This window comes from Bradyrhizobium sp. USDA 4510, from assembly GCF_054059095.1.
Genome location: NZ_JBSSBT010000001.1, coordinates 9,182,018 through 9,196,412 on the forward strand (window position 1 = coordinate 9,182,018; position 14,395 = coordinate 9,196,412).

Annotated in this window: 14 protein-coding genes and 2 pseudogenes; 15 read left to right on the forward strand and 1 reads right to left on the reverse strand. The window is 59.9% G+C overall.

All coding sequences use genetic code 11. The features are described from left to right. The first annotated feature begins 33 nt into the window (after positions 1–33). Positions 34–865: pseudogene (locus tag ACVMDN_RS42690) on the forward strand (DUF5996 family protein). A gap of 60 nt (positions 866–925) precedes the next feature. On the opposite strand, the gene fdhD reads toward ACVMDN_RS42690, so the two are convergent. Then, complete coding sequence (gene fdhD / locus ACVMDN_RS42695) at positions 926–1,729, reverse strand: formate dehydrogenase accessory sulfurtransferase FdhD (protein ID WP_076825133.1); 804 nt, start codon at positions 1,727–1,729, stop codon at positions 926–928. Between the two features lie 390 nt (positions 1,730–2,119). Here fdhD and dnaK point away from each other — a divergent pair, with 390 nt between their 5' ends. The 14 genes and pseudogenes from dnaK to ACVMDN_RS42765 all read left to right on the forward strand — a co-directional run bounded on the left by dnaK (position 2,120) and on the right by ACVMDN_RS42765 (position 14,313). Beyond that, on the forward strand, positions 2,120–4,018 hold the full coding sequence (gene dnaK, locus ACVMDN_RS42700) for a molecular chaperone DnaK (protein ID WP_076825131.1): 1,899 nt from the start codon (positions 2,120–2,122) through the stop codon (positions 4,016–4,018). Positions 4,019–4,189: 171 nt separating this feature from the next. Continuing rightward, positions 4,190–4,678 (forward strand): DUF992 domain-containing protein, encoded by a 489-nt coding sequence (locus tag ACVMDN_RS42705; RefSeq protein ID WP_057016357.1) that lies wholly within the window; start codon positions 4,190–4,192, stop codon positions 4,676–4,678. 11 nt (positions 4,679–4,689) lie between these two features. After that, the gene (locus ACVMDN_RS42710) at positions 4,690–5,988 is read left to right on the forward strand and encodes a YXWGXW repeat-containing protein (protein ID WP_200844597.1); all 1,299 of its coding nucleotides are present in this window, start codon (positions 4,690–4,692) and stop codon (positions 5,986–5,988) included. Between the two features lie 25 nt (positions 5,989–6,013). Beyond that, the gene (locus tag ACVMDN_RS42715) at positions 6,014–6,196 is read left to right on the forward strand and encodes a hypothetical protein (RefSeq protein ID WP_076825127.1); all 183 of its coding nucleotides are present in this window, start codon (positions 6,014–6,016) and stop codon (positions 6,194–6,196) included. A gap of 74 nt (positions 6,197–6,270) precedes the next feature. Continuing rightward, positions 6,271–7,176, forward strand: coding sequence for a DnaJ C-terminal domain-containing protein (locus ACVMDN_RS42720; protein ID WP_076825125.1), 906 nt, complete (start codon positions 6,271–6,273; stop codon positions 7,174–7,176). Continuing rightward, positions 7,176–7,463 carry a chaperone modulator CbpM gene (locus ACVMDN_RS42725; protein WP_076825123.1) on the forward strand — a complete coding sequence of 96 codons (288 nt, stop codon included), beginning with the start codon at positions 7,176–7,178 and terminating at the stop codon, positions 7,461–7,463. Before ACVMDN_RS42720 ends, ACVMDN_RS42725 begins: the two co-directional genes overlap by 1 nt. A 136-nt stretch (positions 7,464–7,599) precedes the next feature. Continuing rightward, the gene (locus tag ACVMDN_RS42730) at positions 7,600–7,803 is read left to right on the forward strand and encodes a hypothetical protein (RefSeq protein ID WP_194295312.1); all 204 of its coding nucleotides are present in this window, start codon (positions 7,600–7,602) and stop codon (positions 7,801–7,803) included. A 309-nt stretch (positions 7,804–8,112) separates the two neighbouring features. Further along, the gene (locus ACVMDN_RS42735) at positions 8,113–9,501 is read left to right on the forward strand and encodes a sigma-54-dependent transcriptional regulator (RefSeq protein ID WP_076825120.1); all 1,389 of its coding nucleotides are present in this window, start codon (positions 8,113–8,115) and stop codon (positions 9,499–9,501) included. Beyond that, a complete protein-coding gene (locus tag ACVMDN_RS42740; protein WP_076825117.1) occupies positions 9,480–11,507 on the forward strand; it encodes a sensor histidine kinase in 2,028 nt (675 codons plus the stop codon). Before ACVMDN_RS42735 ends, ACVMDN_RS42740 begins: the two co-directional genes overlap by 22 nt. A gap of 189 nt (positions 11,508–11,696) precedes the next feature. Then, the gene (locus ACVMDN_RS42745; protein WP_057016351.1) at positions 11,697–11,894 is read left to right on the forward strand and encodes a hypothetical protein; all 198 of its coding nucleotides are present in this window, start codon (positions 11,697–11,699) and stop codon (positions 11,892–11,894) included. A 74-nt stretch (positions 11,895–11,968) separates the two neighbouring features. Further along, on the forward strand, positions 11,969–12,361 hold the full coding sequence (locus ACVMDN_RS42750; protein WP_141340224.1) for a hypothetical protein: 393 nt from the start codon (positions 11,969–11,971) through the stop codon (positions 12,359–12,361). A gap of 60 nt (positions 12,362–12,421) precedes the next feature. Continuing rightward, entirely contained in the window at positions 12,422–12,613 is a 192-nt protein-coding gene (locus ACVMDN_RS42755) for a hypothetical protein (RefSeq protein ID WP_057016349.1), read from the forward strand. A 672-nt stretch (positions 12,614–13,285) separates the two neighbouring features. Continuing rightward, positions 13,286–13,884, forward strand: a pseudogene (locus ACVMDN_RS42760) (superoxide dismutase). Between the two features lie 3 nt (positions 13,885–13,887). Further along, entirely contained in the window at positions 13,888–14,313 is a 426-nt protein-coding gene (locus ACVMDN_RS42765) for a thioesterase family protein (protein WP_057016348.1), read from the forward strand. The last annotated feature ends 82 nt before the right edge of the window (positions 14,314–14,395 follow it).

Here is a 14,395-nt window from a genome sequence, read left to right on the forward strand (position 1 = left end):
CAGGCCTTCGAGCAGACGCGACATCTTCTCCACATGGTGTTGCAGGCGGTTGGCAAGCTCAAGCTGGCCGGACCTTTCCAGGCGCAATGGGCTGGGGTTCCGCTGTGGCTCGGCGCGAGAGGCCCGACCACAGGTCCGATCCCTTGCGCTGGCGGCGTCTACGAGGTCCGCGCCGACTTCGTCTCGCACGAGTTGCAGTGGTTCACGAGTTCGGGCGGATCGGGACAACTGCCGCTGGGCCCGACATCGGTCGCAGTGCTGGTCGACACATTCCTCGACCGGCTACGTCATGCGGGAATAGATGCTGCCATTACGCTCATGCCGCAGGAAGTGTCCAACCCGATCCCGTTCGACGAGGATAGGCAACAACGCCCATACGACCGCGACATGGTCAACGCCTGGTGGCGCATTCTTCTCAGTACGCAACGCGTCATGCAGGTCTTTCAGGGAAGGTTCACGGGCAAGACGCAACCCATCGGTCTGATGTGGGGGACGTTCGACATTCGTTTGCCGCTATAACGGCAAACCTGCATCACCGGCGCCGAACGCCGGTTTTGTCCGGCGCAATACAATGAATGCGGAGTTGATGGAGATGGGGTGGTGGCCGGGTGATCCCTCGTGTCCCAGACCCGCATTCTAGTCCTTCACCTATCCGCAGCCACAAAGTATCGAGAGTGCGAAGATCGGGCCAAGCGCTGCGCGATGGGACGCCGGCCTGGGCGAGTTTCTCCTCGATTACGACGACCTGCGCCAGTCCGGCGATCCTGACGGCGATCTGCTTGCCTTCCTGGAATCGACCTACAACGCCGGTGCGACCGCGGCGGGCTGGGAGTCCGCCCTGCTGGGCAGCGGTCATCCGGAGTAGATCTCCGATGGATGCATGCACGACGGCGGATGCATTGTCCATGGATGTGCACAGGCTTCCTTACGAGATGTTTCGGTGCACGTCGCAAACGATCAGGGCGGAGTCCGGGCGAGCCAGTGCGACGAGCGTGAGTCCCGCTTGCTCTGCGCGTTCGACCGCAAGGCTCGTAGGTGCTGAAATGGTGACGAGCATCGGACAGCCCGCGCGAACGGCCTTCTCAACAAGTTCATAGCTGCATCTGGCAGAGAGCAGCAGAAAACCACCGGACGCCGGGATGTCGGACAGCGCCAGCGCGCCGATCAGTTTGTCGAGCGCATTATGTCGACCGACGTCCTCCCGAACACACAGGATTGATCCGTCGGGGCGGCAGAATGCCGCCGCATGTGTTCCGCCGGTGGATCGGCCGAGCGTCTGATGGTGTTGTAGGGCGTTTAGCGCGTCAGCGATGGCTTCCCGGCTCGTGGTGATGAGCCCACGTATCGGCGGCAACGGGCGCAGCACCTGCTGGATATTTTCCAATCCGCACAGCCCGCAGCTGCTCTCCGAAACGCGCCTGCGAGCGCGCTCCAGTGCGATTGCCGTGCCTTCTGCAGGCAAGGTGAGCCGGATGATCCAGCCGCCTTCCGTCTCGTGGACGATGATGTCGCTGAGGTCCCGGACATGCTTGACAAGGCCCTCGGCCAACGCGAATCCCGCCGCGTAGTCGCGAAGGTCGGACGGCGTTGCCATCATCACGGCATAGCCTATCCCACAGACCTCGATTGCGACGGGCGTTTCAACGGGAACAGCACGAACGAGATCGCCGTCATTGCGATCGTTGAACGCAAGGCGTCGTGCCGAAATACTCAGGGTTTGGTTGGTCATGTCATTGCTCGCGCTAGCCGACGATCTGGACCGTTCGGGTGAACGTTATCGGAAGTCCCGTCGCAACATCCGTGCCACCCGGCTGACTGAACGACGTCAGTAGCTTACGACGCGGCTTCGGTGGATCGACGAACAACCCGTCCAGCGATAATCGACGATCTTTCCATAGCGTCGGTTGCAGCAGGACAGACCGAGGCCCGTCACGCGTGCCTAAGCCAATAGACACTTTGTCCGAGGCGCTCCGGACAAAATGTCCGACGTGTCGTGATCTCGCGGCGTAAGTCGTTGAAATCACGCGAGCTGTGATGTGGCACATCTGTTGCTCAACGGTATTGGCGCAGGGACGCAAACCGCACATTGTCGATCAATTAAAAAGTAGAGGAGCGCGACGTGGCAAAGGTGATCGGAATCGACCTCGGAACGACCAATTCTTGCGTCGCGGTCATGGACGGCAAGAACACGCGCATCATCGAGAACGCGGAGGGGGCGCGCACCACACCTTCCGTCGTGGCGTTCACGTCCGATGGCGAACGTCTGGTCGGGCAGCCGGCCCGGCGGCAGGCGGTGACCAACCCGACCAACACCATTTTTGCCGTGAAGCGCCTGATCGGCCGCCGCTACGATGATCCGACGGTCGAGAAAGACAAGACGCTCGTACCCTACAAGATCATCAAGGCGTCCAATGGCGACGCCTGGGTCGAGGCTGAGGGCAAGCCGTATTCGCCCTCCCAGATATCGGCTTTTATCCTGCAGAAGATGAAGGAAACAGCCGAGGCCAATCTCGGTGAGAAGATCACGCAGGCCGTCATCACTGTTCCCGCCTATTTCAACGATGCGCAGCGCCAGGCTACCAAGGACGCCGGCAAGATCGCTGGTCTCGAGGTCCTGCGCATTATCAACGAACCCACCGCGGCGGCACTTGCCTACGGTCTCGACAAGAAGAAGCAGGCCAAGATCGCCGTCTACGATCTCGGCGGCGGCACCTTCGATATCTCCGTTCTCGATATCGGCGATGGGGTGTTTGAGGTGAAGGCGACCAACGGCGACACTTTCCTGGGTGGCGAAGACTTCGACATGCGGCTGGTCAACTACCTCGCCGACGAGTTCCAGAAGCAACAAGGCATTGATCTGCGCAACGACAAGCTCGCCCTTCAGCGCCTCAAGGAAGCGGCCGAAAAGGCGAAGATCGAGCTTTCCACCGTCACCCAGACGGAGGTCAACCTGCCGTTCATCACGGCGGACGCCTCCGGCCCAAAGCATCTTCAGGTCAAGATCACGCGCGCCAAATTCGAGTCCCTGGTCGAGGACCTCGTTCAGCGGACGATCGAGCCGTGCCTCAACGCCCTGAAGGACGCCGGGCTCACGGCCACGGACATTGACGAAGTCGTGCTCGTCGGCGGCCAGACCCGTATGCCGAAGATCCAGGAGGTCGTGCAGAAGATCTTCGGCAAGGAGCCGCACAAGGGCGTCAATCCCGACGAGGTCGTCGCCGTCGGCGCGGCAATCCAGGCCGGCGTCCTGCAGGGCGACGTCAAGGACGTGCTGCTGCTCGACGTGACGCCGCTTTCACTCGGCCTCGAGACGCTGGGGGGCGTGTTCACCCGGCTGATCGAGCGGAATACGACGGTTCCGGCGAAGAAGAGCCAGGTCTTCTCCACCGCCGAGGACAACCAGAGCGCGGTGACGATCCGCGTCTTCCAGGGCGAGCGCGAGATGGCCTCCGACAACAAGTTTCTCGGCCAGTTCGATCTCGTCGGCATTGCTCCGGCGCCGCGCGGCGTACCGCAGATCGAGGTGACGTTCGACATCGATGCCAACGGCATCGTCAACGTTTCGGCCAAGGACAAGGGCACCGGCAAGGAACAGAACATTCAGATTCAGGCATCCGGCGGCCTGTCCGAGAGCGACATCGAAAAGATGGTCAAGGATGCCGAGGCGCATGCTGCGGAGGACAAGAAGAGAAAGGAAGCAGTCGAGGCGAAGAACGCCGCCGAGGCGCTGCTGCATGCAACGGAGAAAACGGTTGCCGAGCATGGCTCAAAACTCGCGGCATCAGATCGTAGCGCAGTCGAGAGTGCCATGTCCGATTTGCGCGAAGCGTTGAAGGGCGACGATGCCACGACGATCACCACGAAAGTGAATGCCTTGCAGCAGCACTCGATGAAGCTTGCGGAAGCCATGCAGAGTTCCTCGCACGCGGCTCCTGGTTCTGCACCGAGTTCAGGCGGCGACAATGTCGTCGACGCCGAATTCACGGAAATCGGCGACGACAAGAAGAATTCGAAATAGCACGCCCCCTGCAAGTGCGGGCGCGAGCTCGCGGCTACCAGTCGTGCTTTGCGCCGCCGTCGGGACGAAACTCCGGCTCTCAAGTGCTGGGATGCAATCCCGGTAACTTCCTTTTACTCCATCAGCAGAAGTCTTGAAGGCATCCCGCCTTCATTTTGTAGGAGCTTTCTTATGCGACGACGTTCGACGGTCCTCACTGGCTTTGCCGGAGCAATGCTGGCCGCCCTGGTATCAAGCGCGCAAGGCCAGCAGCCGGCCCAAAAGGTGCAAGTCGGCGTACTTGAATGCAAGGGTGGACCGAGCATTGGCTTTATCGTCGGCGCGGTAACCAATCTGGCGTGCGTCTTGCGGATCAACGGACTGCCCGAGGACTACTATATCGCCACGATTCAGAAGGTTGGTCTCGATATCGGCATTACCGAGAGCACCGCGCTTGCCTGGTCGGTGTTCGCGCCCGTTTCCCAGCCTGGCCGCGGCGATATCGCCGGGACTTATGTCGGCGTCGACGCGATGGCTGCGGCAATCGTCGGTGTGGGCGGCAATGTGCTGCTGGGCGGTTCGAACAACAGCATCGCGCTGCAACCCCTGAGCGTGCAGGCGGAAACCGGCCTGATCGTCGCAGCAGGATTGGAGAGCATGACGCTGCAGCCGGGTCGCTAGGGGTACCGAAATTGACACCGTTCGCCGCCGCGAACGGTGTCGTCATCACGCGAATAGCAACGCTTTCTCGCGAAGGTTCTCATATGTTGAAGCGACTGTTGACGACGACATCTCCCGTAGTTCTCGCCGTATTGCTGCTTGGAAGCGCATGCGTAATGCCGGCGGCCGCGTTGTCCCAGGAAGCAGCTTGCTCTCAAGTCACGGCGGTGGAAACGCCGCCGCCGCCGTTGCCTCGATACGAACAGCCCCCTGTGCCTGCGCCGGGCTATCTCTGGTCTCCGGGATATTGGTCGTGGGATGAGGATGCCGGTGACTACTATTGGGTGCCGGGAACCTGGGTGCAACCACCGCGACCGGGCCTGTTATGGACCCCGGGCTACTGGGGGCGGCTTGCGGGAGCCTACATTTTCCACCCGGGCTATTGGGGTGAGCGCGTCGGCTTTTATGGCGGCGTCAACTATGGCTTCGGCTATTCGGGCATTGGCTACGAAGGTGGCCGCTGGGATCGTGGCCAATTCTTCTACAACAGCACGGTCAACAACGTGCGGAGTGTGACGATTAGAAACGTCTATCAGAAAACCGTCGTCGTCAATGAGACGGTGAACAACGTCAGCTACAATGGCGGACGAGGCGGCGTCGAGGCTCGTCCGACCGCTGCGGACAGAGCCGTCGCCAAGGAACAACATTTCGCACCCACGCCGTTGCAACGCAAACACGTCGAGGTCGCGAGCCACGACACCCGTCTGTTTAACAGAGCAAACGCTGGCGCACCGCCCGTGATGGCTACGCCACGCCCATCGATCCTGAACGGGCGGGACATTGTTCGACCACACGCGCCCGCCGAGGTGATGCCGTCGAATACGGAAAAACATCGACCCGAAGAGCTGAAGGGCGCGCGTCCCCAGGACCCCTCGCGGCAGCGGCTCGAAGACGCTCGACGTCCAGCGGAGGGGTCCGCGCCGGCGCGCAAGTCGCCAGCGGATGAAGCCGGAAAAGCCGCACCTCGCGAACTTGAGCGTGAACGAACGCCGCGGCCCGAGGCGGCCCCAGGACCTCTTCCTCCGGAAGAACGAAAGCGTGAGGACATCCGCGTGCCGGAAGCACGGCCAGAGTCCACACCGAGGCCGGAGCCTCGCCCCGAACCCATGGCTCGTCCGGCGGCGCGGCCGGAAATCGAAGCCAGACCTGCCGCACCCGCTGCGAGAACAGAACCGCAGAGGGAGGAAATGGGAGCGCCTCCGCGCCGCGGGCCCCCGGAACAGCAGCGTTCCGGTGAAAGACCCGAGGAGCGGCGGCCCGAGCAACGCTAGGCGTGACGCGGACGATTGGAAGGCGATGACAACGAGTCTCGGAGGCAATGGACAACTCGACGACGGCAAGCCGCGTCTAACGGAAGACGACATCGTGCGGGCGCAGCTAGGTCCGCGCGGTGTTCCTGGAGCACCGGATCCCGCACGAATGACGCCTCAGCAACTGAAGAATTACCCCAAATACGTGGATCCCGGTCATGTTGAATAATCGGGACCCGGCTCGCGGCCGTTCCCCGCTACGGGAAAGGCCGATCTCTGCCATCTTCAAGTCGGGAGCGGCAATTGGCTAAGAACCCGTACGATGTGTTGGGAGTGTCCTCCTCAGCTTCGGCTGCCGAGATACAAAAGGCCTATCGCAAGCTTGCGAAGAAGCTGCATCCTGACCTCAACCCCGGCGACAAGGCTGCGGAGGAAAAGTTCAAAGAGGCGGCCGGCGCCTATGACCTGCTTAGCGATGCCGACAAGCGCAAGCGCTTCGATAATGGTGAGATCGACGCGACGGGAGCTGAGCGGCCGCAGCATCACTTCTATCGCGACTACGCCGATGCTGGAGACCCGCATGCTTACACGAGCGGGGCCGGCTTTGCCGACTTCATGAATTCGGACGATGCGCTTGCCGAGCTGCTAAGGCGCGGGCAGCGCGCACGCGCAAACCGGCGCGGTGAAGATCTCCATTATCGCCTGCCTATCGAGTTCGTCGAATCGATCAGCGGTGCAACCAAGCGAATCACACTGCCGGATGGCGGGACGCTGGAAGTGAAAATTCCCCCGGGCCTGGTAGATGGGCAGGTTTTGCGCTTGAAGGGCAAGGGAGCTCCCGGTGCCGGCAAAGGCGGACCAGGCGATGCCCTCATCGAAGTCGAGGTCATGCCGGATCGGCGCTTCATGCGGGACGGCGACAACATTCTGCTCGAAGTGCCGATCTCGTTGACCGAGGCGGTTCTGGGCGGTCAAATCCGGGTGCCGACACCGACCGGTGATGTTACGATGGCGGTGCCGAAGGGATCGAACACAGGCACGACACTGCGCCTCAGAGGAAAGGGCGCCCCGCGCCGAGGGGGAAGTGCCGGAGACGAATTGGTGAAGCTGACGATCGTCCTGCCGAAATCGCCGGATCCGGAATTGGAAGCGTTCGTCGAGAACTGGGCCAAGGGGAGAGAGTTCGATCCGCGCGAAGGCACCTTGTGATGACCCTCAACAAACAGGAATTTCTGATCTCGTCGGGACTGCGGGTGCAGACACTCGAGTTCTGGCTGGAGCAACGATGGCTGATTCCAACCGAGGCGGCTTCAGGCGCGCAATTCTCTGACGCGGACGTCGCCCGCGCGCACCTGATCCGCGATCTCAAGAGCGATCTAGGTGTCAACGATGAGGGGATCCACGTCATCCTCCATCTCATCGATCAGCTGCATGGTGTTCGACAGGCTTTCGCGCTGATGCGTACCGCACTTGACGACGATTCACGAACGGTTTGACAGAACGGGTGACCACGGTCGATCGGGGGACAGGCATTAGGGAGCAGCTATTCGATGGAACGCACGCTCGGCAACGGACCGATTGTTGGCTTGGTGCTTGAGGCCCTGGTCCGGCACGCTCCTCGTGAAGAACGTCTTGTCGTCCGATGACGTGTGGGCCTTGCTCCTTGAGGCGGCGACGCGCCTTGACGTTGACGGGGACCCGCAAACGCCGCAGGCAGCGAAGATCATGGTCGATGAGGATCTGGCACCCGTCTTCCTTGGTGACGACAAGAAAGCGTCGATCGATCCGCACTTCGGGAAGTCCTCGTTCATCTCGACACCGACCGAAGAAAAGTAACCCGCGCGCGAGCGTTAACGCGAGCGCGCCGTCGCCTTGGAGAACAACCCCAGCGATGGGTGGGGAACACTATGCCAACGTCAGGGCGTTTTCTCTATCGCCGAATTGACGGTCGCCGACAACGGCTTCAAGCGCTGGCTTGGGCATCCTGCGATGTTCGCGATCCAGCCGAGGAGCGGAATGGCTTATGGCCTGGCGTGGCCTGTGGTAGGCATATTGTTTTGCCTTCGCTTTTTTCATGGCGCTGGAGAAGGCCATCGCCCTGCGTTGAGATGGTGGTCGTCAAGAGCGGTGTCGGGAGAGATATGAATGTCTGAGGAAACCCCGCGTGACGTTGCCGAACCGGTGGTCGACCCGGAATTTGGACCTTGGCTTGCGCAAGCCTCGATTCTTGTCGTTGACGACGAACCCGGCATACGCAATTTCCTCGTCAAGCTCCTGCGACCTCGCTGCAGGCTGATCGAGGAGTCCGCGGACGCCAGGGATGCGTCGCGGAAACTCGATGGGCAGCATTTCGACGTCGTCATCCTTGACAATGTCATGCCTGGAAAGAGTGGCCTGGACTGGCTTGCGGAGCAGCGAGCGATCGGGTTCTTCACCGATGTCATCCTTATGACAGCCTATGCTGATCTGGATACAGCAATTGGCGCACTGCGCATCGGCGTCATCGATTTTGTGATCAAGCCATTTCGATCCAATCAATTGCTGAATGCGGTTGCGCGTTGCCTTGACCGGGCGAGACTGCAGCGGGAGAATTTCGTACTGCGCCATGAGCTGAAGTCGTCCTCGCAGCAGCTGTATCTGCGAAACAAGCTCCTCGGAGCATCCGCAGCAATTCAAAAGGCACGGGAGACTATCGCCCGGGTGGCGCCGTTGCCGACGCCGGTTCTGTTTACTGGCGAGTCCGGAACAGGCAAGGAGGTTGCCGCTCGATCGCTCCATTCGCTGTCCAACCGAGCGGACAAGCTGTTCGTGCCGGTCAACTGCGGCGCAATCCCTTCAGAAATGATCGAAAGCGAACTCTTCGGCCATGTGAGGGGGGCATTCACCGGCGCAGGGAAGACCCGAGAGGGTCTTTTTATGTTCGCGCAAGGCGGCACTCTTTTCCTGGACGAGATTGGCGAGCTCCCCTACCATCTGCAAAGCAAGCTGTTGCGTGTGCTTGAGGATCGTCGGGTGCGTCCCGTCGGCTCGGAGCGAGAGGTGCCGATCGACGCCCGGTATGTCTTCGCGACCAACGCCGATCTGCAGAAGCGGGTTGCAGCCGGCACCTTTCGCGCGGATCTCTATTTTCGCATCAACGTCATGCAGATCGATCTTCCGTCCCTTCGGGAGCGCGATCAGGATGTGCTCGAGCTCGCCGATATCTTCATGCGTGAGATTTCCGATCAGCTTGGTATGCCGCGCGTTCCAATCGACGTCGGAATGCGTACCTTCCTTTTGCAGTACGATTGGCCAGGCAACATACGGGAGCTGCGCAATCTGATTGAGCGGACGGTGATCCTCGGTGAATTCCGGGAGGACTATCTCAAGTCACGAGCCGAAAGATCGACCAGTGATGTCACACTCGCCGATGTGGAGCGGCGACACATCCTTTTTGTGCTTCGCGAGTCGAGAGGCGACCGTGAGGAAGCGGCACGCCGTCTCGGCATCTCGCGCAAAACGATCGATCGCAAATGCGCAAGTTGGCAACTCTGATAACGAGTTTTTCTCCAAGGGCCTCCGTGCGGTATCGCCTGCTGGCGATGGCACTCTTGCCGATGCTCGTCATTCTTCCGTTGCTTCTTGCGATCAGCATTTATCGCTGGAACGTGAGGTTCGACGCAGTATTGACGTCCAAGGTCCATGACGACCTGACGATCGCCAGGCAATATCTCGGACGAATTTTCGAGAACACGGAGGACTATCTGGTATCGTCGGTGAATTCCGCGCTCTTTCAGTCGATTGTGCAAACCCCGGGCTATGAGCGTGGAGCCCTGAGCGATTATCTCAAGGACATCGCGCAGGCTCGCGGCTTCGATTTTCTCTACATTATCGCTGACGATGGCGCGGTGATCGCGAGTGAATATCAGATGGCGGCCGCGCCACGATGGAATTGGCCCGTCATCAGCTCGGCGCTTGAGGGACGGGCACGAACCGCGATTGATGTGTTTCAATCCATGGAGCTCGCGGCGATCTCCGCCGATCTTGCGAAGCGCGCTCAGATCGACATCGTCGCGACACCCGGAAGCGCGCCGACCACGCGGACGCAGGAGAGCCGGGGGCTGGTACTGCAATCGGCGACGCCGGTTTCGCTGCCGAACGGACGAAAGGCCGCGTTGGTCGGTGGAATGCTGCTCAATCAGAACCTCGCCTTTGTCGACACGATCAATGATCTGATCTACTTCGGGGCGGGTTTGCCGGAAGGCAGTCGCGGGACCGTGACGCTCTTCCTCGATGATGTGCGTATCAGTACCAATGTGAGGATGTTCGAGGGGCAGCGTGCAATTGGCACGCGCGTCTCTGCGGAAGTTCGAGATGCGGTTCTCGATCGTGGCCAGACCTGGCTCGATGGCGCATTCGTCGTCAACGACTGGTACATCTCTGCCTATGAGCCGATCCGTGACAGCTATGATCGTCGCGTCGGAATGCTCTACGCCGGCTATCTTCGGCAACCGTTCACCGCAGCGAAGCGCGGTACGGTTCTGGAAATCGCGCTGGCATTTGCCGTCGCGGTTGCACTGACTGTTCCACTGTTCTTGACGTGGGCGGCAAGTATCTTCCGGCCTCTTGAGCGGATGACGACGACGATTTCGAAAGTGGAAAGCGGCGAACTAGGCGCACGAACGGGACCCGTCGATGGGCGCGACGAGATCGAGCAGGTTGCGGTTCATCTGGATCGACTGCTCGATCAGATCCACGAGCGCGACGCCCAGCTGCGGCAATGGAACCAGGAGCTCAACCAGCGCGTCGAGGAGCGCACAAACAAGCTCCTGCATGCGAACCAGCAGCTCGAAGCAACAACCAGGCAGTTGATCATGTCCGAAAAGCTCGCTGCAATTGGCGAAATCACCGCTGGTGTAGCCCATGAGATCAACAATCCCATCGCGGTGATGCAGGGCAACCTGGAGATCATCAGGGATATGATGGGCGCCAAGGCCGACGAAGCAAAAACGGAGTTTCGGCTCATCGACGAGCAGATGCATCGCGTCAGTGAAATTGTGACGAGGCTTCTGCAATTCGCCAAGCCGCAGGAGTATGCCGGCTTTACCGATCAATATGATCCAGCCGTCGTCGTCACCGACACGTTGCCACTCGTTCAACATCTGCTGAACAAGACAACGATCAGCATCGAAACGGAATATCACGCCTCACGCCTGGTCTCAATGAATCGCACTGAATTGCAGCAGGTGCTGGTCAATCTCCTTGTCAACGCAATTCACGCGACGTCCGGAGGCGGGCGTTTGACGATTCGAACCTTTGATCGGGATGAGGGCAGGCGCCGTGGCGTCATGATCGATGTGACGGACACCGGCGGCGGTATGACGCCGGACGTAATTCAGCGGATCTTCGATCCATTCTTCACCACCAAGAGGCGGGAGGGAACCGGCTTGGGGCTGTCCATCAGCCAGATGCTTGTAACCCGCCAGGGTGGTAAGATTTCCGTTGAGAGCGAACCCGGCAAGGGTACGACATTTACGGTCTGGCTGCCTGCGGAGGACTGATGGCGACCGAAGAGCCGGTGACATTTCGTCCCGCTGCAAAGACAAATTGTCCATCGGCCCCTGGCCGCGGTCATCAAGCGATTGATATCGCGTGAAGCCTCGCTTGGCATGGCTGTTGCTGGAATCGCCAAGGGCGGCAGGAGCTTCAACCGCGTGCAACAATGAGTCTGAGGTCAAGGAGACGCAGCGATGCCACGTCATCATGGGAAGATGCCCCCTGTTCCGCCGGCCAACCGTAGCCCGAAGGGCACCGGCGGTGACCCCGAAGTCAAGAAAGATACGTCGTCGAAGAAGCGCGAAGACAACTACGCGGAACAGGGTGATACAGCAAACATCCGCGAGAACACCACCAACGAGGGCTACTTCCAGGGACGCCGCATCAAATGATGCCAGGCAGGCCGATGTTTTCCGGCCGTTGGTGACACCTCCCAGCCTGGTGTGAAGAGCGAGGAGCTCCAGAAATGACCGTTGTGTCCAACCAGCAGCTATCGAAAGATATGCAGGCCAAGGCGCATCTGCTCATCAATCAGGTCGGTCTCATGCCGCAGGCACAGGATCGGCCGTTGGAAGCGGACGACCTGCTCTTTTATATCAGTGAGACGACGATGCCGATGGCGGCCTTTTTGCAAAACCACGGGCTGTTCATGGACGATCAGGGGCTGCACTTCGACTTTTCGCAATTCGATGCCATCCGCGAGGTCGCCGTCAAAGTCGTTGCTGAGCATGACGCTGGAAAGCTGGACGGCGTGTGGAAGCAATTCGATCTCTCTACCGACGATGACGCCGACTACAATGGCGAGTACATCCTGCTTGCCCTTGCCGCCCTCGCGATCATGTATGGTCAGGGGAACTAGGCGAGCTGGGCGCCCCGCTGTACCAGCGGCAGGGCGAGATCGCGAACGAGGGGATGCGTGATGACGCTGAATGAACTGGCTGATGCGCTGGAAAAGGTTGACGAGGAGGCGTTTGCCTCAATGCTGTTGGAGTACGAGCTCAATCACGATGATGAGCCCAAGGTCGTGAAGACGATGATCGTCGAGGCGCTACGTTTTGCGGACGCGCACGGATTTCGTGCAGCCCGGCCGTCACTCGATGAGGCCGACTAGCCGCGCCGTCGTCTCGATGTGTTGTTCCGAAACGCTTCCAGAGCTCGCTTAAAGAGCTCATACCGGAACTTTGCGTCCCTTAGCCCAATCTAGCGAAATAGCCGGCCATGGCTGACGTAGGTGAATGATCGACGCAGCCTGATCTGGGCGTGCCGGTTCTTGGAAGGCTAGACGTTCTCGAGGGTTATCGCCGATCGCCCTCATCGATTTCGACCATATCGGACGGTAGTTTTGACAGGCAATCTTTCACCCTCAGTTTGGTGAGTAGTGCCCCAAAGCGACACGCAGGACATTTTGTCCGTTTTGCTTTCGACAAGTTGTCCGATAGCGCTTCCCTCCTACGACGCAACTGATTGATATCGTAGAGCTTCCGATGTGGCACATGAGTTGCTCAGGATCAGGATTGGGGGCCGCAGCGGCAACGACTATCCGTCACGTACTGCCGGCCTCCGGCCCGATATCGGCAAGGATCGCATTTTGGCACCGCCGTTCACCCCCGAGAGAGGACCCCATGGCGTTTCATCCGTTGCATGACTGCATTCTGCTCGGAAGAACCGAGGTCGAAGAGAAAACAGCCGGTGACATCTGAACCACGAGATCCACGGCGACGCGCGTTTGTCGCAAGCACCAGGCGGTGCACCGTCGCGAATGTTCTCTCCAGAGGAGATGTCCATGTCCTTCACGCTTCCTGATCTGCCCTACGCGCATGACGCGCTCGCTCCCTACATGTCCGGGGAAACGCTGGAATATCACCACACGACAAGCACCACGCCGCGTATGTCAATGCGCTCAATGCCCTTATCAAAGGCACCGAATGGGAGGGAATGAGCCTGGAGGATGTCGTCATCGGCTCCTTTGGAAGCAACGTTCCTGTATTCAACAATGCGAGCCAGGACCTGAACCATACCTACTTCTGGAAATGGATGAAGCCGCATGCCGGAAGCGCGCTGCCGGGAATCCTGGAGCGGCAAATCAAGGCGGACTTCGGTTCGATCGAGAAGATGAAAGAGGAGTTCATCGCCGCCGGCGTCGGGCAGTTTGGCTCTGGCTGGTGTTGGCTTGCAGTGCAGAACGGCAAGATAATTGTTATGAGAACGCCCAACGGCGAGAATCCGCTCGTTTATGGTGCAAAGCCCATACTGGGCTGTGACGTTTGGGAACACTCCTACTATATCGATTACCGCAATCGAAGGGCCGACTACATTCGGGCGTTTCTCGAGCACCTCGTGAACTGGGAGTATGTCGAGGATCTCTTCAAGAGGGCAGCGTGACCGATGAAGCGCATATCGACTGGCACAACCGGACGCTTCACGCTCGTCGTGAAGCCCGAACATCTGGCCAACCGGTTCAAGGACAGCATCCTGCCGCCGGTGTTGGCGACACCGGTCATGATCATGGCGATGGAGAATGCTGCCCTCAATGCCGTTCGTGATTATCTCGAGCCGGGCGAGAGCGTGGTCGGCACCATGGTCAACGTGCAGCATCTTGCTGCGACTGTGGTTGGACAGACGGTTACCGCCATGGCCGAAGTCACAGCGGTCGACGGCCGCCGGATCGCATTTTCCGTCCGCGCCTCCGATGAAATCGAGGAAATTGGCAAGGGGACTCACGAGCGGATGGTCGTTGAGCTCGCCAAACTGCGAAAACGCCTTGACGAAAAGGTCGCGCGATCCGCGGCCACCCGCGCCACGCCGCGCTGAGACCGGGGCGCTTCATACTGCAGTCGTCCAGAGCCGGAATTGATCATCAACCATGGGCAATAGCCATGTTCGACCTCATCGT